Source organism: Allobosea sp. 10L417 (assembly GCF_056395485.1).
The window spans coordinates 330,814-348,595 of the sequence record NZ_JBFTJP010000003.1 but is presented as its reverse complement, the minus strand read 5'-3'; the positions used below and the strand labels follow the sequence as shown (position 1 = coordinate 348,595).

Annotated in this window: 13 protein-coding genes; 3 read left to right on the top strand and 10 right to left on the bottom strand. The window is 66.2% G+C overall.

The window, feature by feature from the left end:
- From AC1DE3_RS12080 to AC1DE3_RS12065, 4 genes are all read right to left on the bottom strand, one after another.
- Complete coding sequence (locus AC1DE3_RS12080; RefSeq protein ID WP_476779758.1) at positions 1 to 1,020, bottom strand: ABC transporter substrate-binding protein; 1,020 nt, start codon at positions 1,018 to 1,020, stop codon at positions 1 to 3.
- A 151-nt stretch (positions 1,021 to 1,171) separates the two neighbouring features.
- Positions 1,172 to 1,600 (bottom strand): hypothetical protein, encoded by a 429-nt coding sequence (locus tag AC1DE3_RS12075; protein ID WP_476779759.1) that lies wholly within the window; start codon positions 1,598 to 1,600, stop codon positions 1,172 to 1,174.
- A gap of 26 nt (positions 1,601 to 1,626) precedes the next feature.
- On the bottom strand, positions 1,627 to 2,655 hold the full coding sequence (locus AC1DE3_RS12070) for an ABC transporter substrate-binding protein (protein WP_476779760.1): 1,029 nt from the start codon (positions 2,653 to 2,655) through the stop codon (positions 1,627 to 1,629).
- A complete protein-coding gene (locus AC1DE3_RS12065; RefSeq protein ID WP_476779761.1) occupies positions 2,655 to 4,040 on the bottom strand; it encodes an amidohydrolase in 1,386 nt (461 codons plus the stop codon). Before AC1DE3_RS12065 ends, AC1DE3_RS12070 begins: the two co-directional genes overlap by 1 nt.
- Positions 4,041 to 4,482: 442 nt before the next feature.
- On the opposite strand from AC1DE3_RS12065, the gene AC1DE3_RS12060 reads away from it, so the two are divergent.
- Entirely contained in the window at positions 4,483 to 4,695 is a 213-nt protein-coding gene (locus AC1DE3_RS12060; protein ID WP_441509520.1) for a hypothetical protein, read from the top strand.
- A 146-nt stretch (positions 4,696 to 4,841) separates the two neighbouring features.
- On the opposite strand, the gene hydA is transcribed toward AC1DE3_RS12060, so the two are convergent.
- From hydA to AC1DE3_RS12040, 4 genes are all read right to left on the bottom strand, one after another.
- Positions 4,842 to 6,323 carry a dihydropyrimidinase gene (gene hydA, locus AC1DE3_RS12055; RefSeq protein ID WP_476779762.1) on the bottom strand — a complete coding sequence of 494 codons (1,482 nt, stop codon included), beginning with the start codon at positions 6,321 to 6,323 and terminating at the stop codon, positions 4,842 to 4,844.
- Between the two features lie 173 nt (positions 6,324 to 6,496).
- Entirely contained in the window at positions 6,497 to 7,156 is a 660-nt protein-coding gene (locus tag AC1DE3_RS12050) for an aspartate/glutamate racemase family protein (protein WP_476779763.1), read from the bottom strand.
- Positions 7,157 to 7,210: 54 nt separating this feature from the next.
- Entirely contained in the window at positions 7,211 to 8,512 is a 1,302-nt protein-coding gene (locus tag AC1DE3_RS12045; protein WP_476779764.1) for a hydantoinase/carbamoylase family amidase, read from the bottom strand.
- 478 nt (positions 8,513 to 8,990) lie between these two features.
- Complete coding sequence (locus tag AC1DE3_RS12040; protein WP_441509516.1) at positions 8,991 to 9,218, bottom strand: hypothetical protein; 228 nt, start codon at positions 9,216 to 9,218, stop codon at positions 8,991 to 8,993.
- 121 nt (positions 9,219 to 9,339) lie between these two features.
- Between AC1DE3_RS12040 and AC1DE3_RS12035 the strand changes: the two genes are divergently transcribed.
- Complete coding sequence (locus AC1DE3_RS12035; protein ID WP_441509515.1) at positions 9,340 to 10,872, top strand: CYTH and CHAD domain-containing protein; 1,533 nt, start codon at positions 9,340 to 9,342, stop codon at positions 10,870 to 10,872.
- Between the two features lie 405 nt (positions 10,873 to 11,277).
- On the opposite strand, the gene AC1DE3_RS12030 is transcribed toward AC1DE3_RS12035, so the two are convergent.
- Positions 11,278 to 14,421 carry an efflux RND transporter permease subunit gene (locus AC1DE3_RS12030; RefSeq protein WP_441509514.1) on the bottom strand — a complete coding sequence of 1,048 codons (3,144 nt, stop codon included), beginning with the start codon at positions 14,419 to 14,421 and terminating at the stop codon, positions 11,278 to 11,280.
- 3 nt (positions 14,422 to 14,424) lie between these two features.
- Entirely contained in the window at positions 14,425 to 15,585 is a 1,161-nt protein-coding gene (locus AC1DE3_RS12025) for an efflux RND transporter periplasmic adaptor subunit (RefSeq protein WP_441509513.1), read from the bottom strand.
- A 506-nt stretch (positions 15,586 to 16,091) separates the two neighbouring features.
- On the opposite strand from AC1DE3_RS12025, the gene aspT reads away from it, so the two are divergent.
- Positions 16,092 to 17,780, top strand: coding sequence for an aspartate-alanine antiporter (aspT, locus tag AC1DE3_RS12020; RefSeq protein WP_476852398.1), 1,689 nt, complete (start codon positions 16,092 to 16,094; stop codon positions 17,778 to 17,780).
- Positions 17,781 to 17,782 lie beyond the last annotated feature (2 nt).

The window sequence follows — 17,782 nt, the reverse complement described above, 5'->3', positions numbered from 1 at the left end:
TCAACCGATCCGTGGCCGGGCGTCGGCCGTCATCCTGAGCACGTCGAGCGTCATCACCTCGGAGAGCTTCGGCGTGCGCTTGGTGAACTGCCCGAGCGCCGCATAGAGGTCGATCTGCTGCTGCCAGACGGTCGAATCCATCGTGCCCCAGCCCTCGGCCTTGGTCTGCGGGCCGAAGGAGAAGGCGAGCATCACATCGAGCGCCTCGCGTTCGTCGGCGGCGATCAGGTTCGGATATTCCTTGATCAGCAGGGCGACCGCCTGGTCGCGATTGGCATGGGCATAGGCCCAGCCCTTTGCGGTCGCGCGCAGGTATTTCGCCAGCACGTCGCTCTTGGATTTCAGCGTGTCGACCGTCGCGTAATAGGGCAGGGCGTAGAGCTTCACGCCGGCATCCCAGAGCGACATCCCCACGCGGTCGGGGCCGAGCACCTTGAGCGCGGTGGTGTTGGTCTCCCAGCCGGTCACGACATCGACCTGGCCGGTGAGCAGCGGCGTCATCTCCGCGCCGATCGGGACGACGGTGACGTCCTTCTCGGGGATCTTGTTCTGGGCCAGCAGCGCGCGCAGCAGGATAACGCCGGTCGACTGGATGCCGACCTTCTTGCCGATGAAGTCCTTCGGCTCGCGCACAGGGTTCTTCTTCAGCGAATAGAAGGTGTAGGGGTGCTTCTGGCAGCCAGCGGCGAAGCAGACCACCGGCAGGTCCTGCGAGGCGGCCAGCATCAGCGAGGGGCTCGACGATACCTGCCCGACCTCGAACCGTCCGCTGGCAACGACGGCGACGCCGTCGACATTCGGGCCGCCGGGCTGGATGCGCATGTCGATGCCCTCGGCCTCGTAATAGCCGAGCGCCTTTGCGCAGACCTCGCCGATCTGGTTGCCGCCGGCGATCCAGCCCAGCTGCATGTTGACGGTGGCCTTGCCCTGGGCTTCGGCTTCTATCGAGAGCAGCGGACCGGAGAAGGCGGCGGCACCGGCGCAACGCAGGAAATCACGTCTGTCGAGCGGCATGATCATCGTCCCCTTTATGTGGCGGTAACCGCCTTATCGGGGGAGTAGATCATTAACCGGCGTACTCAGATATCACAAAATTTCGTTCGAAGCGTTGCCGCAATGAGAACATGCACAAGCCGCCGGCAATTGCCGCGGCGTTGCGCAGCGCGATGCCTCAGCTGGGGGTGACCGCCGCGACGTCGACATGCCTTACGGCGACACCGCCCTCCTCCAGGATGACGCTGGATCGAATGAAGGCCTGCCCCCAGACCGGGTCTTCGAAGGCCGGTGGCGGGGTCTCCACGCAGACGATCCCTGCATCGACGATAGCGCGCGCGCAGTCGATGCAGGGAAAGAACGTTGTCGTCAGCGTGGCGCCCGCCGTCGCGATGCCGCGCCGTGCGGCGGCGAAGATCGCATGGCGCTCGGCATGCTCCATCCAGACGAAGCGGCCGTCGCCCTCGTGGCGCTCGGGCAGGTCGCGCACGCCGGCGGGGAAGGTGTTGCACGCGGCGATCGCCGTGCCGTCGCTCGCCCGAAGGATGGCGCCGACCTGGCGCACGCGGTTGGGGCTTTCGCGGGCGGCTTCGAGCGCCGCATGCATGTTCGCGTCCGGGGTGCTGCACATGGTCAGCCCAGCCGCGGGCGCGAGTCTTGCGTCAGGGCGAGGATCTCCGGCGTATAAACCTCGTCTGCCGAAGGGACGCGCGCCGTGAACTCGCCGAGTTCGCGGAACAGGTCGATCTGGTCCTGCCACACCGTCTGCGACATCGCTCCCCAGCCCTGTGTTCGCGTCGTCTCGTCATAGGCGAAGGTGATCAGCGATTTTGCGGTCGCCATCGCATTGGCCGCGTCGAGCTCGGGCTGGTTCTCCAGCAGATAGGCGACGGCCTGCTCGACATTCTGGTAGGCGAAGGCCCAGCCCTTGGCGCTGGCGCGCACGAAACGCGCGAGGACGTCCTTGTGCTTCGCCAATGTCTCGTGGGTCGCGTAATAGGGCAGGGCGTAGAGGCGCACGCCGCAGTCCCATAGGGCGAGCTCGATCCGGTCCGGGCCGACGGCAAGGCCGTTCGACATCCAGCCGGTCGCGACATCGACCTGGCCGGTGAGCAGCGGCGTCAACTCAGCCCCGATCACGGTGATCTTGACGTCGCTCTCCTTGAGGCCGTTGCGCAGCAGCATGCCGCGCAGCAGCGGCCGCGCCGTCGCCTGGATGCCGACGCGCTTGCCGACCATGTCTTGCGGCGTGCGCACGGGAGCGCGCGGCAGGGAGAAGAATGTGAACGGGTGCCGCTGCAGCGCTGAGGCGAAGCAGCGCAACGGGATGCCTTGGGAGACTGCGAGCAGCAGGGAAGGCGAGGATGAGAGCTGCCCGACATTGGCCCGGCCCGACGCGACGATGGCGACGCCGTCATTGCTGGGGCCGCCCGGCTGCATCTTCAGCTCGATGCCTTCGGCCTCGTAGTAGCCGAGCTTTATGGCGGCGATCTCGCCGAGCTGGTTGTTGCTGAGCCGCCAGCTGAGCTGTGCGTTCACGACATCCTTGCCGGCCGCGCGGGCGACCGAGATGCTCAGGCCTCCGCCGGCAAGGGCGAGGCCGGAGGCCAGGAGCGTGCGCCGGCTGGGACAGACGATCGATTGAACGGGGATCCTGCTCATCATTGCTCCGTGGCTGGGGACCGGAAGGGCCGTGCAGGCGGGATGGCGTGGCCGCCGCTCATCTCCAGCGGCGGCAGGCCGACATGCGCGGCCAGGCGCGCACCCGCCGCGCGCACCCTCGCGATTGCCGCGCCCATATCGGCATGAAGGGGGGCGCCGTCACGGGCGACGACGCGGCCATTGACGATCGTGGCGCGAACGTCGCGGGTCGTCGCGCTGAAGACGAGCGAGGTATAGACGTCGTAGAGCGGCTGCATATGCGGCTGATCCGTCCGGATAATCGCGATATCGGCCTTCTTGCCGGCTTCGAGGGAGCCGAGTTCATCGGCCATGCCTATGGCCCGCGCCGCACCGATCGTCGCCATCTCGACCACGTCGCGCGGCGGCATCGCCGCATTGCTCAACGCCATCAGATTGGCGACCTTGGCGACATAGCCGAGCTGGCCGAGGGTATCGATGCCGTTGCCGCTCATCGGGCCGTCCGTGCCCAGCCCGACGGCAATGCCGGCGCGGCGCAGCTTCGCCGCCGGGGCCACGCCTTTTCCGGCCTTGATGTTGGCGACCATGTTGTGCGCGACGCTCATGCCGCCCCGCGCCATGATCGCGATGTCCTCGTCGTCGACGAAGATGCAATGCGCGGCGATGAACACGCGCCGGGAGAAGCCGAGCGCATCGAGATGGGCGATGGGCGTCAGGCCGCGCCGCTCGCGCAGGCGCTGTGCCTCCCACTCGAATTCGGAGACATGCATGGTGACGCTGCAGCCGCTACGGTCGCTCAGCGCCACGATGCCGGCCAGCGCCTCGTCGTCGAGCGCGTAAGGCGAATGCGGCGAAAGGATCGGCGTCACCAGCGGATGGCCGGCCCAATCGGCGAGCCAGCCCTCGGCACGACGGAGCCCCGCGCGCCAGTCCGGCGAATCCGGCGTCCGCTGGTTCATGATGGTCTGGCCGATCAGGCCACGGATGCCGACTTTCTCAGCCGCCAGTGCCCGCCGCTCGGGATAAGTATAGCTGTCGACGACGCAGGTCGTGCCGGCGACGACCATTTCGATCGCGCCCAGGGTCGCCCCGGCCTCGACCAGATCGCCATCGACCATGTCGCGCTCCAATGGCCACATGAAGCGCTCCAGCCGGTCGGGCAGGCCCTCGCCGAGGCCACGAAACGGCGTCATCGCGAAATGGCAATGGCTGTTGATCAGGCCGGGGATCACCAGCCCGCCCTCGGCGTCGATCTCCTGCCTCGCCGTGAAGCCTTCGGCGATCGAGGCCGGTCCGGCAGCGGCGATCCGATTGCCGGAAACCACCACCGCGCCGCCGACATGGACCGAGAAGTCTTTGTCCATGCTGACGACATGGCCGTTGCGAATGATCAGATCGGCTTGCATGTTCCGCCTCGGCAGATGCGGCGCGCCAAGGCGGCGCTGCGTTAGCGGAGCCTAGCGCTGCCGTAGCGCGCCGGGAAGGCATCGATTTTAGCCTCGAACGTACTGATTTCGGCAACGTGCCCGTTGGCGAGCCAGATGCCCTCGGGAGCGCCATTTCCTTTCTTTCGGATCGCAACCCGGCGATGGTCGCGCTCGTAGCGCGCAGGCGGGGACGATCGTGAAAGCCCTGGCCAATGCTTTGAACCGCTTGCCAGGTCCAGCGAGAAGCCGCGCGAATGCCATGCCTCCCAAGGGCGCACGACGCGCTGGCCCCAAGCTTGCGCTTCCATCGCCTGCTATGACTGTGCCGGCCCAAATTGAAACAGTGTGTACCGCGTGGGGCCATTATGCGTTCAAAGCTCGATCGTCTGCCTCTCATGCCGCGCCGCTATCCGAGCAGGCCATGAACATGACGCAGCACATCAATCCAGATCATGACCAGTGCGTCATCTTTCTCAAATGCGCCCTGCTTTGCGTGACCGAGAAAAATCCTGAAGACGAGCGCCTGCGAAAGGCGATCGAGCTCGTGCTGGACACTGCAAGCCATGCCGAGAGCGTTCCGCCGCCTTCCAACGTCGTGCAGTTCTGCCGAAGGGATGCGCGCGTCGACGACTGAACCCGCACACGCAGGCGTCGTCTGGCGGTGCGACCGGCGAGGGCGGCCGGTGCCCTGAGGATGAATGCGCTCCGGGCCATGCGTCCCGATGAGCGCATTGTGGTTCCGGCCGCCAGCCGCTGAAAATCGCAGGCGGCATACTGCGCTCAGTCGAGGATCGCCGCGCCGAAATTCGAGCCCGGGTCCATATCGGCGACAAGGCGTCCCGTCGGCTCCGTCGCCCAGCCGCCCTTGCGGCTCAGCCAGCGGCCGGCGCCGGGTTTCCCCTGCAGCGCGCCGTCAGCGACGATCTCCTCGCCCCTGACGAGCACACGCTCGGGCCAGCCGGTGACGTGGCGGCCGGCAAAGGGGGTGAAGCCGGTGCGGTCATGCATCGCCTCGTCGGTGATGGTGACTGCCTTCTGCGGGTCCCAGATCGCGATGTCGGCGTCGTAGCCGGGCAAGAGCGTGCCCTTGCCCGGCAGGTTGTAGATCGCGGCGGGCGACGTCGCCGTCAGGTTGACGAAGGCATCGAGCCCGCGCCCGGCGAATTCCGGCCGACCTTTCGAGACCAGCGCGTCGAAGAGCAGGGGCAACCGCGTCTCCAGACCCGGCAGGCCGTTGGCGATCTGCTTGAAATTCGGGTTCGGTCCGGCCGAGAGCTTGCCGGTCTCGTCAAAGCGATAGGGGGCATGGTCGGATGAGACGGTCTGGATGTCGCCGAGCGCCAGCGCCTGCCAGAGCGCCTCCTGATCGGACTCTTCGCGCGGCGGCGGTGAGCACATCCACTTCGCGCCCTCAAGGCCCGGCTTGTCGAGATCGTGCCGGGTCAGGAAGAGATATTGCGGGCAGGTTTCGGAGAAGACCTTGAGGCCGCGCCCGCGCGCATCGCGGATCACTTGTGCCCCTTCGGCAGTCGAGACGTGGAAGATCATGATCGGCTGGTCGAGCAGTTCGGCCGCCGTGATCAGCCGGTTGAAGGCCTCGGCTTCCGAGCCGCGGGGATGGCTGATCGCGTGGTATTTCGGCGCGACATAGCCCTTCTCGACGAGCTTTTTGCCCATCCAGGAGATCATGCCGTGGTTCTCGGCATGGACGCAGACCAGCGCGCGATTCTGCCTTGCCGTCAGCAGCAGGTCGAGCAGCGGCTCGTCATCGACCTTGATCAGGTCATAGGTCATGAAGACCTTGATCGAGGCATGGCCCTCGTGGATCAGCGCCGGCAGATCCTGCGTGATCGTCTTGGCGTCGGGATTGGCGACGATGAGGTGGAAGGCGTAGTCGATCAGCGCGCCGCGCCGGGCCAGCGCGGCGTAGTCGTCGACGATCTTTCTGAGGTCGAGGCCGCGATGCTGGGCGGCAAAGGAGATCAGCGTGGTGTTGCCGCCGAAGGCTGCCGAGGCCGTGGCGCTCTCGAAGGTGTCAGCATTGAGCAGCCCGCCGGCCGAGACCTGCTCGACATGGGCATGGGTGTCGATGCCGCCCGGCAGGACGAGCTTTGCCGTCGCGTCGATCTCGCGTGCGCCGGGCGCAAGGCCGAGACCGAGTGCGGCGACCTTGCCGTCCTTGACCGCGACATCGGCGCGGAAGCTGCCGGTCGCGGAGCCGACCGTGCCGCCGCGAATGACCAGATCGTAGGTCGCCGTCATCTGCTCTATCCTTCCAGCCTAACGTCTACTCGGCTATTCAAGCCCTCATTCTGAGGAGCCGCAAAGCGGCGTCTCGAAGGATGCTCCAGTGCGCTCGAAAGCCTCCTGAAACATCCTTCGAGACGCGCCTGCGGCGCTCCTCAGGATGAGGGCTGGTAACTCAAACAAGCTGCCTAGCGCACCATGATCGTGCCGAGCGCCATGGCGACCGCCGCTTGCGTCGGGTCGATCACGGGCACGCCCAGCGCATCTTCCAGCGGCCTGCGATGACGCGCCATGCCGGCGCAGCCCATCACGATGGCGCCGGCGCCATCCTCATCCCTCAACTCGCGTCCGATCGCGACCATGCGCGCGAGCGTGCCTTCGCCGGACGCGCTCTCGGCCACCGACATCTCCAGCGGGCGTTCGCCGGCCAGCCGATCCATCAGCCCCATCTGGCGGAGGTAGCGGATATGGCGCGGGATCGAGCGCGACTTGATCGCGATGACGCCGAAGCGGTCGGCCCGCGTCAGCGCCGTCAGCACGCCGCATTCGGCGATGCCGAAGACCGGGCTCTGCGTGCCCTCACGGGCGACATGGAGGCCGGGGTCCGAATAGCAGGCGATGACGAAGGCATCGACGTCGTTTGCGGCCTCGATCCGGCGGCGCAGAGGAAGGGCCACGCTCTCGACATGCTCCTGCGTCTCGATGCCGATCGGCCCCTCCGCCAGCGTCTCGCAGACGATCTCCGGGCCCTCCGCAAAGCTGAGCGGCACGAGCGCCTGGCGCAGCCCTTCGGTGACCATCTCGTTCGAGTTGGGGTTAAGGACGAGGATGCGGGAGCGGCGGTTCATCGGTGAAATCCCGAGATGGTGGGCTGGTCGTTCAGCATGGCATCGCTCGGCGCTTCAGGCGACTTCTTGCACGACCCAATCTGCAAGGATCGTGCAGGCGGCCAGGAAATCCTCAATCTCCATCGCCTCCTGCGGATTGTGGCTGCCATGCTCGTTGCGCACGAACAGCATCGCGATTGGGACGCCGGCAGCGGCGAAGGCGGCGGAATCATGCGAGGCCGGGCTGCCGAGCGGCATCGTCGCGATACCCTGCCGATCCGCCGCCGCCTCCAAGCCGGCAAAAATGCCGGGGTCGACCGGCCCGACGGCGGCGCTGGCGCGGGCGCCGAGTTCGAAGGTGACGCGCCTTCGCGCTTCGATCTCGCGGATGGCGGCGATCATCTTCGCCTCGACGCGCTCCAGCACGGCAGGGTCATAGGCGCGCACGTCGAGGCTGAAGGCAAAGCTGCCCGGCACGGTGGTCAGGCCGTGGACGGCCGGATCGGTGTGGAAGCGGCCGAGCGTGACGGCCATAGGGAAGCCGTTGGCCTCCTCCTCCTGCCAGAGCCGGTCGAGCATCACCGCGAGTTCGGCGCCGGCCATCGCGGCGTCGCGGCGGAAGCGGCGGGGCGTGCCGACATGGTCGTGCCGCCCGACGATGCGGGCGTCGGGATAGCGGAAATTGCCCGGCACGCCCGTGCAGATCGCGACCGGCAGCGCGGATTCGACCAGGGTGGGTGCTTGCTCGATATGGACTTCGAGGAAGGCACGGATCGCCGCGGGGTCGAGATGGCGCTCACGCCGGCGGATCGCCGCGGAATTGCCGCCGCAGGCGTCGATGCTCGCGGCGAGCACGCGGCCATCGTCGATGCGCTTCGCTTCCAGCGCGCCGTCCGGCAGGGTTCCGAGCGCCGAGCGGCTGCCGATATAGGAAACCTGGAACCAGACGCTCTCCTCGGCCCGCACACCCATCGCCGCGACGTCGCAGCGCGGCTGGATGCCGAGCGCGCGCAGGGTCTCGATGACGACGAGCCCGGCGATGACGCCGGCCGCGCCGTCGAAATTGCCGCCATGCGGCACGCTGTCGAGATGCGAACCCATCAGAATGCGCGGGGCGCTCGCCTCGCGGCCGGGCAGGGTGACATAGGTGTTGGCGGCGAAGTCATGGGAGACGGCAAGCCCGCGCGCCTTGCCGTGTTCGGTCAGCAGGCGATGGCCGAAATCTTCGCCCGCGCCATAGGTGTCGCGGGTGATGCCGGGTTCGTCGCGGCTGCCGGTCGCCAGCCGGTCGAACAGGGCCTCCACCCAGCCGCGCTGGGCAGCGACGGCCGCGGCGATGGCCGCGTCAGTGTCGGGCGTCCTGGCGGTGGCAGTCATGTCGGTCCGTTCGAACGGGGCGCAGCCGGTCGGGCCGGCCTGCGTCGTCTTACGATACTTGCCGCCGGCAGGCAGCCCGGGAACCTTGGGCCAGCCCGCGCGGCCACACAATGGTGGCGTCTATGCGGATTTCCGGGGTGACATTCGCGCGTTGCATAGCGCCATCGCGCTCAGTCCTGGCCGTGTTCGCGGCTGTCTCGGCGGTGATCAACCTGACCCGCACAGGAAGGCGTCGGCCGCGCGCGAGATCCGGGCGCTTGCGCGAGCGGACGGCCGAGGCCGTCACCTCGGAAGCGGGCATGAGGGGGCGGGTAGCCAGATCGTAATGCCCGGAAAAGACCGGGGAGAGAGGGTCGACCACGGCAACGCCGACGCCGCTTTGCAATACGCGCCGCCGATCCGCCGAAAGACGGGCAGTCGGCACCAAGAGGCGGGCTGCGCGAGCATCTGGTTTCGCGAGTCGGGGGACAGCGAGCGGCTACGATTGAAGAGCGAGGCCGAGCCGCGCTTCACGAGCAGCGGCCACCTTGCGCTGGACCGGGGGCGGGATCATGCTGTCGTTGCCGGCGCCGAGATGGAGGCTGGGCTCGATGTTCGAGGCCGCGACGTTGAGTGCTGCGGTGCCCCAGGGCATCTGGAATTCGACCGCGAAGGGAACGGTCTTGGCATCGATGTCGGCGGCGAAGGAAGCAGCGCCGTCGAGCAAGCAAATATGTCGGAGATTTTGCTCCCCATGACGGTTTGACCTCGATCATCGTCACGAGCCTGAGGACGCGCTAGCCTTCGTCTCCCTTCCCTGTCTTGGCGGAGCTTGTCGGGGCCAAAGCATGAGCGATCCGAAGGAAGTCGAGCTGAAGCTGGTTTGCGATCCCTCGGACTTGGCTGGATTGCGAGAATGGCCGCGCTTTGCCGCCGAGGCACTGAGCACAGGTCGATTGGAGTCGACCTATTTCGACACCTCCGAGCGCCTGCTGCAGGCCTGCGGCTACGTGCTGCGGGTGAGACGAACCGATGATCGCCATGTCCAGACGGTGAAGGCAGGCGGTGACGGGCTGATCGAGCGGCGCGAATGGGAGGAGCCGGTCGACGGCCCCGAGCCCGATCGGGATGCCCTGCGCGGGACACCGCTCGCGAAGCTGCTCGGCAGGAAGGCGAAGCTCGCCGCGCTGTTCACTGTGTCCGTCGAGCGCGCCACTTGCCTCGTCAGCCAGGGAAGCTCTCGGATCGAAGTTGCGCTGGACCAGGGACGCGTGACGAATCCTGGCGCGGAGAATGGTTCGGACGTCGCGGCGATTAGCGAGATCGAGCTCGAGCTGAAGCAGGGAACGGCCGAAGACCTCTTCGCTCTCGCGCGTGAAATCTGCGAGCAGGTCCCTGTGCGTCTCGGCGTCGTGAGCAAGGCGGAGCGCGGGTTCGGCTTGATCGATGGGGAGGGCGATCGGGCTCACAAGGCCGAGCCGATCGACTTGTCGGACGACATGACGGCCGCCGACGCATTCCGCAGCATCGCTCATGGCTGCCTGCGCCAGCTGCGGCTGAACGAGGATGTTTTGCTCGGCCGCCACGACGTCGACGCCTTGCATCAGGGTCGCGTCGCGATCCGCAGGCTCCGCTCGGCAATGTCGCTGTTCAAGGACCTCCTGGCCGACGATCGGTTCGAGAGCATCAAGGCGGAACTGAAGCGCCTGTCGCAGCCTTTCGGGCGGGCCCGAAACCTGGATGTCTTCCTCACGGAGACGCTACCGGCGGAGCTGGCGCGCCATCCCGATCATGCCGAGCTGCTGAGCCTCGAAAAGCATCTTCAGAGCCAGTGTGCCGAAGCCTATCTCGCGGTGGTGCTGACGCTGCGTTCGGAGGATTGGCGGCGCTTCCTGATCGATCTGGTCGCGTGGATCAACGCCGGGCCGTGGCTCACGGCGCAGAATGATACCGAGCGCGACCAGCCCGTGAGACCCTTCGCGTCGCGGATGCTCGACAAGCGCAGGCGGCAGGTGGAGAAGCGCGGCCGAAACCTCGCGGCATTGGGCATCGAGGAGCGGCATCAGGTCCGCATCGCGGCCAAGAAGCTGCGCTACGGCGCCGAATTCTTCGCCAGCCTCTATGAAGGCAAGAAGGAGCGCAAACTCCAGAAGGCCTTCGCATCGGTCTTTTCGAAACTGCAGAGCAGCCTCGGCGGGCTCAACGACATCGCAGCCGGCCAGCAGCTGATGAAGCGCGTGGTCGGCTCCGATGCCGTCGGTTCCGTCCAGTTTGCCGCCGGCCTGGCATTGGCCGATGTCGAGGCGAAGGAGCAGAAGCTGCTCGCATCCGCCATCGAGGCCCATGGCGCGCTGATCGAGCTTCAACCATTCTGGCGCTAGAAGATCAGGGCGGCCGAAGAATTGCGGCGCATGCCCCTGGCATCTCCGCCCCGAATATTGTGGCGCGCGAGCCCGCGCCTCCCAGATGGGAGTTGCCGGCGAAGCCGCAGGGGATCAATCGGGATCGACCATCTCACTTGGGGCAGGTCGATCCATGGATCCCGACAGCGCTCCGGCAGGCGATGTGCCGTTGGCTTCAAACCCGATGCTTCTGGTCTTTCTCGATCTCTCGATCGAGGAGATCGAGATTCTCTGCCGTGTCGAGCGGTCGCGCGAACCGCTCGCGCCGCCCCGGAGCGGCAGCTGGCTCGGCTGCCTTCTGGCATCCCTGAAGAGCCGGGCGCCGAAAGGATCACAATAGCCGTTCCGACAGGGTTCCGCCCCTCGCTGGGCTCCGCCCCCGCCCTATGCCGCTGCCTCCGGCTTCTCCTCGGGGCGCGTCGATGGGCGCACGCGCTCGCGCAGGGATTGGAACACCACATAGAGCGCCGGGATGACGAAGATGCCGATGAAGGCCGCCGCGATCATGCCGCCGAACACGGGCGTGCTGACATTGCGCCTGGCGAGCATCGCCGGCCCTTCGGCGATGACGAGCGGCAGCAGGCCGAGAATGAAGGCGAAGGAGGTCATCATCACCGGGCGGAAGCGCAGACGCGCCCCTTCCGTCGCCGCATGCAGCAGCGGATGTCCCTTCTCGCGCATCTCCTTGGCGAACTCGACGATCAGAATGCCGTTCTTTGCCGCCAGGCCGATCAGCACGACGATGCCGATCTGACCATAGAGATCGAGCGTCAATCCGGCGACCACGATCGCGGCGAAGGCGCCAAGCAGGCCGACCGCGACCGAGAGCAGCACCGGGATCGGGATCGTCCAGCTTTCGTACAGCGCGACGAGGAAGAGATAGGCGAAGAGCAGGGCGAAGGCGAGGATGATTCCGGTCTGCCCCTCCGCGCGCTTTTCCTGGAACGACACGTCGGTCCAGGCCCCGCGATAGTTCGCCGGCAAGGTCTTGGCCGAAACCGCCTCCATCGCGGCGAGCGCTGCGCCGGAGGAGACGCCAGGCGCGGGCGAGCCCTGCAGGGTCACGGCGAGGCGGTTGTTGTAGCGGATCAGCGCCTGCGGCCCGACAACGACCTTCGCCTCGACGAAGCTGCGCAGCGGCACCATGTCGCCGGCGCGGCTGCGGACATTGATGCGGTAGATGTCGTCGACCGAGGCGCGATCGGCGCCGTCCGCCTGGACCTGAACCTGCCAGGTGCGGCCGAACAGGTTCATGTCGTTGACATAGTAGCCGCCGAGCGAGGCCTGCAGGGCCTGGAAGACGTTGCTGAGCTCGACGCCGAGGATCTGGACCTTGTCCCGGTCGATGTCGAGATAGATCGACGGAGCGGAATCCGAGAAGGTCGAGAACACACGCCGCAGCTGCGGGTCCTGATTGGCCGCGATGGTGAGGCCGCGCAGCGCCCGGCCGAGCGCCTTGGGATCCGATGTCCCCATGTCCATCACGACGTAGCTGAAGCCGCCGCCACTGCCGAGGCCGATGATCGGTGGTGGGGCCAGAGCCACGACGTTACCGTCGCGCACCGCCCTGAGCTTCTGCGAGAGCCGGGCGATGATCGCTTCGGCGGAATCCTCGCGGCTTGGCCGCTGATCGAAGGGCTTCAGCGAAATCATGACGAAGGCGGCGTTGGGCTGCGAATAATTGTCGAGGAAGTTGAGGCCGATGACGGTGGAGTAGTCGGCGATCGCGCTTTCGGTTTTCAGGATGCCTTCGACCTGGGCCATGGCTGCGGAGGTGCGGCCGATCGAGGCGCCGTCGGGCAATTGTGCGACGATGAAGAAGGCGCCCTGGTCGTCGTCGGGCAGGAAGCCCGTCGGCGTGATGCGGCTCATCCCGTAGATACCGGCGCCGAAGGCGGCGGTCAGCAGGAGGCTGATGAAGGAAACCCGCACGAGGCGCGCGACGGCGGAGCCGTAGCGGTCGCGCACCCAGTCGATCCCGCGCATGAGGCGGGCGATCGGCCCATGCCGCGGCCCTTCATGGCGCTTGAGCAGCACGGCGCAGAGCGCCGGGGAAAGCGTCAGGGCATTGATGGCGGAGAGCACCATCGCCACGGCGACTGTGACCGCGAACTGCCGGAACAGCTCGCCCGAAATGCCGGGGATGAAGGCCACCGGCACGAAGACCGAGAGCAGCACAAGCGTGATCGCGATGATCGGCGCCACGATCTCGCTCATCGCCTTCTTCGTCGCCTCGGCGGGGGTCAGCTCCGGATGTTCCTCCATCACGCGCTCGACGTTCTCGATCACCACGATCGCGTCGTCGACGACAATGCCGATCGCGAGGACCACGGCGAGTAGCGACACCGTGTTGGCGGAGTATCCGATGGCGTTAAGGACGACGAAGGCGCCGATCAGGCTGACCGGCACCGCGACCGTCGGGATCAGCGTCGCGCGGAAATTGCCGAGGAACAGGAAGACCACGAGGACGACGAGGACGAAGGCCTCGATCAGCGTCTTCTGCACCTCATGGATCGTCGCCTCGACGAAGGCCGTGGGGTCGTAGGTGACCTTCCACTCCAGCCCTTCCGGGAAGGACTTCGACAGGTCGCCGACCGTCTTCTTGACGGCGTCGAGCGCGGCGATCGCATTGGCGCCGGGCGACTGGTAGACGCCGATCAGCACGGCGGGGCCACCATTCAGCCGCGTGTCGCGGTCGAGATTGGCGGCGCCGAGCTCGAGCCGCGCGACATCGGAGAGCCGCAGGATCGAGCCGTCCGGATTGGTGCGCAGCACGATCTTGCCGAACTCCTCCGGCGAGCTCAATCGGCCCTTGGTCTGGATATTCAGCTGCAGCTGCTGATCGTCCGAGATCGGACGGGCGCCGATCCGACCGACGGCGGCCTGCGTGTTCTGCGACTGGATGGCGCTGATGATATCGCCGGTCGTCAGGTTGAGACCGGTCAGGTTGTCGGTGCGGACCCAGGCCCGCATCGAATAATCCTGAGCGCCGAACAGCGCGGCGTCGCCGACGCCGGGCGTCGAGCGGATGGAGTCGAGCAGGTTGATCGTGACGTAGTTCGAGACGAACAGCGTGTCGTAGTTGTTCTTCGGCGCATAGACCGCGATCACGCCGAGCAGGGCCGAGGACTTCTTCTTCACCGTCACGCCGTTGCGCTGCACCTCCTGGGGCAGCTTCGACAGCGCGACCTGCACGCGGTTGTTGACGTTGACGCTGTTGATGTCCGGGTTGGTTCCCAGCTCGAAGGAGACGAGCAGCGAATAGCTGCCGTCATTGCCGCTGACGCTCTTCATGTAGAGCATCTTGTCGGTGCCGACGATCTGAGCCTCGAGTGGCTGGGCCACGGTCGCCTCGATTACCGCCGCCGAGGCGCCGGGATAGGAGGCCGTCACCGAGACCTGCGGGGGCACGATGTCGGGATACTGTGCCACCGGGATGGCGAAGAGCGACAACAGGCCCGCGATCGTGGTGACGAGCGCGATGACGATGGCCAGGCGCGGCCGGTCGACAAAGACGGAGGTGAACATGGCTCAGCTCCGGCCGACCGGCGCAGGCACGGGCGAGGGCAGGACCGGCGACCCCGGCCGCAGATTCTGCAGCCCCTCGACGATGATCTGCTCGTTGCCGACGAGGCCCTGCTCGACGACGACATAGGCGCCGACCTCTGCGCCGATCTTGACGCGCTTGACCACGGCCTTGCCGTCCTCGACCGCGAAGACATAGGGGCCCTGCTGATCGGCGATCAGAGCCGATTGGGGGATCAGGACCTTTTCTTCGGGTTTGTCGGCCTGGACGGTGACGCGCACGAGCGTGCCGTCGATGAGCTTGCCGTCCGGATTCGGAACCTCCGCGCGCACCAGAACCGTATCGGTGGAACGGTCGACCGAGACGTCGACGAAGTCGACGCGGCCCTTGTAATTATATGCGCTGCCGTCCGCGAATCTGAGACTGACGGAGGGCGGGTCCTTCAGTTCCGCGACCGAGTTCGTCTTCAGCCCCAGGAACTCGCGCTCGCTGACCGGGAAGTTGACGTACATCGGGTCGTTGCTGACGATCTGGACGAGCACGCCGCTATCGGGGCCCACGACGTTGCCTTTGGTAACCTTGGTCCGGCCGATCCGGCCGGCAATCGGGGCCGTGATTTCCGTGTAGCCGAGATTGATCTGCGCAGTCTTCAGATTGGCTTCCGCGATCGTCTGGTTGCCCTGCGCGCTCTTCTCATCGGCGACACGCTGATCGCGGACGGCGACGGACCCTGCACTGGTGCGCAGGAGATCCTCGGCGCGCTGCCGCTGCACGATGGCATTCTGCAAGGTGCCCTGCGCGCCTTCCAGCGCGCCTTGCGCCTGTTCGACGGCCGCTTCGAACGGTGCCCGTTCGATGCGGAAGAGGGGCGTGCCTTCCTTGACGTTTGCACCGTCCTTGAAGAGCACTTCTTCGAGATACCCGGTGACGCGCGCGCGGATGTCGACGCGGTTGATGGCTGCGATGCGGCCTACGAAATCGGCGGTTTTTTCGACGGGCCGCTTTTCAGCGGGGACGGTGCCCACCGGAATCTTCGCCGGGGCGGCTTGCTGGGCGAGGGCGGTGGTCGCGGGATTCAAGGCGAGACCAACGGCCAGGGCCATCGCCGCAAGGCAGAGAATTCCAGGGCGCAGTCTTTCATCCGCGCGCTGCGAAAATCCAGGCATCCGCATTCCCTTCCCCTGCCATCTCGACCGCCGGATCGGCTCCATCGCGGGGATGGGCCGGATCGCGGCGATACTGGGCGTTTTTTTTGAAGGGCGCTACAGCCTTGTTCGAGCTGTCATAAAAGGTGCTCGTTGATCTTGGCTGTTGTTCATGCCGAAGAGCGGTCTTGACTGGTGCCGGCCGAAGCTTTGGCGGCATTGATCCCGGTGAGGGTGGTGCTCGCTCAGAACGCCGAAATATAGTCGCCATAGCCACAGCTTTGGCCGGGAGTGGAAAGCGGCGAGATGCCTGACCAAGTCATAAAATTATCGTCAAAATGACAGTTTTGAATTCTGCCATGTTGAATATTGTTTCTGGTGTCGATGTTCTGGCCGTGCGCGTCTGCAGAGGCAGTGCTCCGAATATCGCTCCTTGAGTCATATGTGAATTCGCGTCTAGAGTTCTGTCCGCTGTTATCGTTTGCTTGATTTCGATCAGTTCTGTTCCAGCATTTGGGAGGCGATCTGTGGCGGCGCTATCGTCGATTTTCCATCAATCCCCGGAAATTGCTCTCTTTCTGTCATTGGCGGTGGGCTACTGGGTCGGCAAGTTCCAGTTTGGCAAGTTCCAGCTCGGAGGTGTCGCCGGCTCGCTGCTCGCAGCGGTCCTGATCARCCAGGTCGGCGTCACCATCGACAACGGCATCAAATCTGTCCTCTTCGCGCTGTTCATCTATGCCGTCGGCTTCGAGAGCGGACCGCAGTTCTTCCGCTCCCTGGGTCGGCAATCGATCCGCGAGATCGTCATGGCGGCGGTGCTGGCGCTCAGCGGCCTCGCCACCGTCGTCATCCTCGCCAGGATGTTCGGGCTCGACAAGGGCTTGGCGGCAGGCATCGCGGCCGGCGGCCTGACGCAATCGGCGATCATCGGCACCGCCGGCGCAGCCATCGGCAAACTCGGGCTGGCGGCGGATGAAGCCCAGCGCCTGCAGGGCAACGTCGCCATCGGTTATGCCGTGACCTACATCTTCGGCTCCTTCGGCGCGATCATCGTCTGCGTCAACATTCTGCCCTGGCTCATGGGCCGCAGCATCCGGGACGACGCCATCAAGGCCGAGGCCGAGATGCTCGCGGGCATCCGGGTCTATGGCGCCGGCGAGCACCCGGCGGCGCCTGATCTGGTCGGTCGCCTGTTCAAGGTGGAGGGTGTCGCAGGGCGCTCGATCGCGGAAGTCGAGGCCCTGGCCGGTCCTGCCGCCTTCGCCATCGAGCGCCTCAAGCGCGACGGTTCGGTGATCGGCGTTGAACCGGACCTCAAGCTCAAGCCCGGGGACACCATCCTCGTCGTCGGCCGGCGTGCGGGCGTCGTCGGCGCGGCCAGCAAGATCGGCCCCGAGCTCCAGTCCTCCGATGGCATGGATCTGGTCGTGCTCAGCCGCGACGTCGCCATCGCCAGCCGAGACTTCATCGGCAAGACCGTGCAGCAGATCAGAGATGCGACGGCCGGCAATCTCCGCCACGGCATCTACGTCACCGGCCTGCAGCGCGCCGGCAAGCCGCTTCCGTTGACGGAGAATACCGTCATCGAAGCCGGCGACGTCGCGACGCTCTACGGCACGGCGGAAGATGTCCAGCGTGTGGCGAAGGTGGTCGGCACGCTGCTGGTCTCCAGCGACAAGACCGATTTCGTCTTCCACGGTCTGGGCCTCGTCGTCGGCCTGTTGATCGGCCTGCTGGTGGTTCGTATCGGCGATGTCCCGCTGACGCTCGGCAGCGGCGGCGGCGCGCTGCTGTCCGGCCTGCTCTTCGGCTGGTATCGCAGCCGCAATCTCGCCATCGGCAACATGCCGACGGCGGCCTCGACACTGCTGCGCGATCTCGGCCTTGCCGGCTTCGTCGCGGTGGTCGGGCTCCAGTCGGGGCACCAGGCCGTCACCACCATCGCTCAGAGTGGCCTGTCGATCTTCCTGATCGGCGTGGTCGTCACGATCCTGCCGTTGATCATCACCATGCTCGTCGGGCGCTACATCCTGCGCTACGACAACACCGCCGTCTTTGCCGGCGCATTGTCCGGTTCGCGCAGCGCCAACCCCGCCTTCGGCGAGGTTCTGGACAAGGCCGGGAACTCCATCCCGACCACTCCCTTCGCCATCACCTATGCGTTGGCGAACGTTTTCCTGACATTGCTCGGCCCGCTCGTCGTGGCTTTCACCTGATT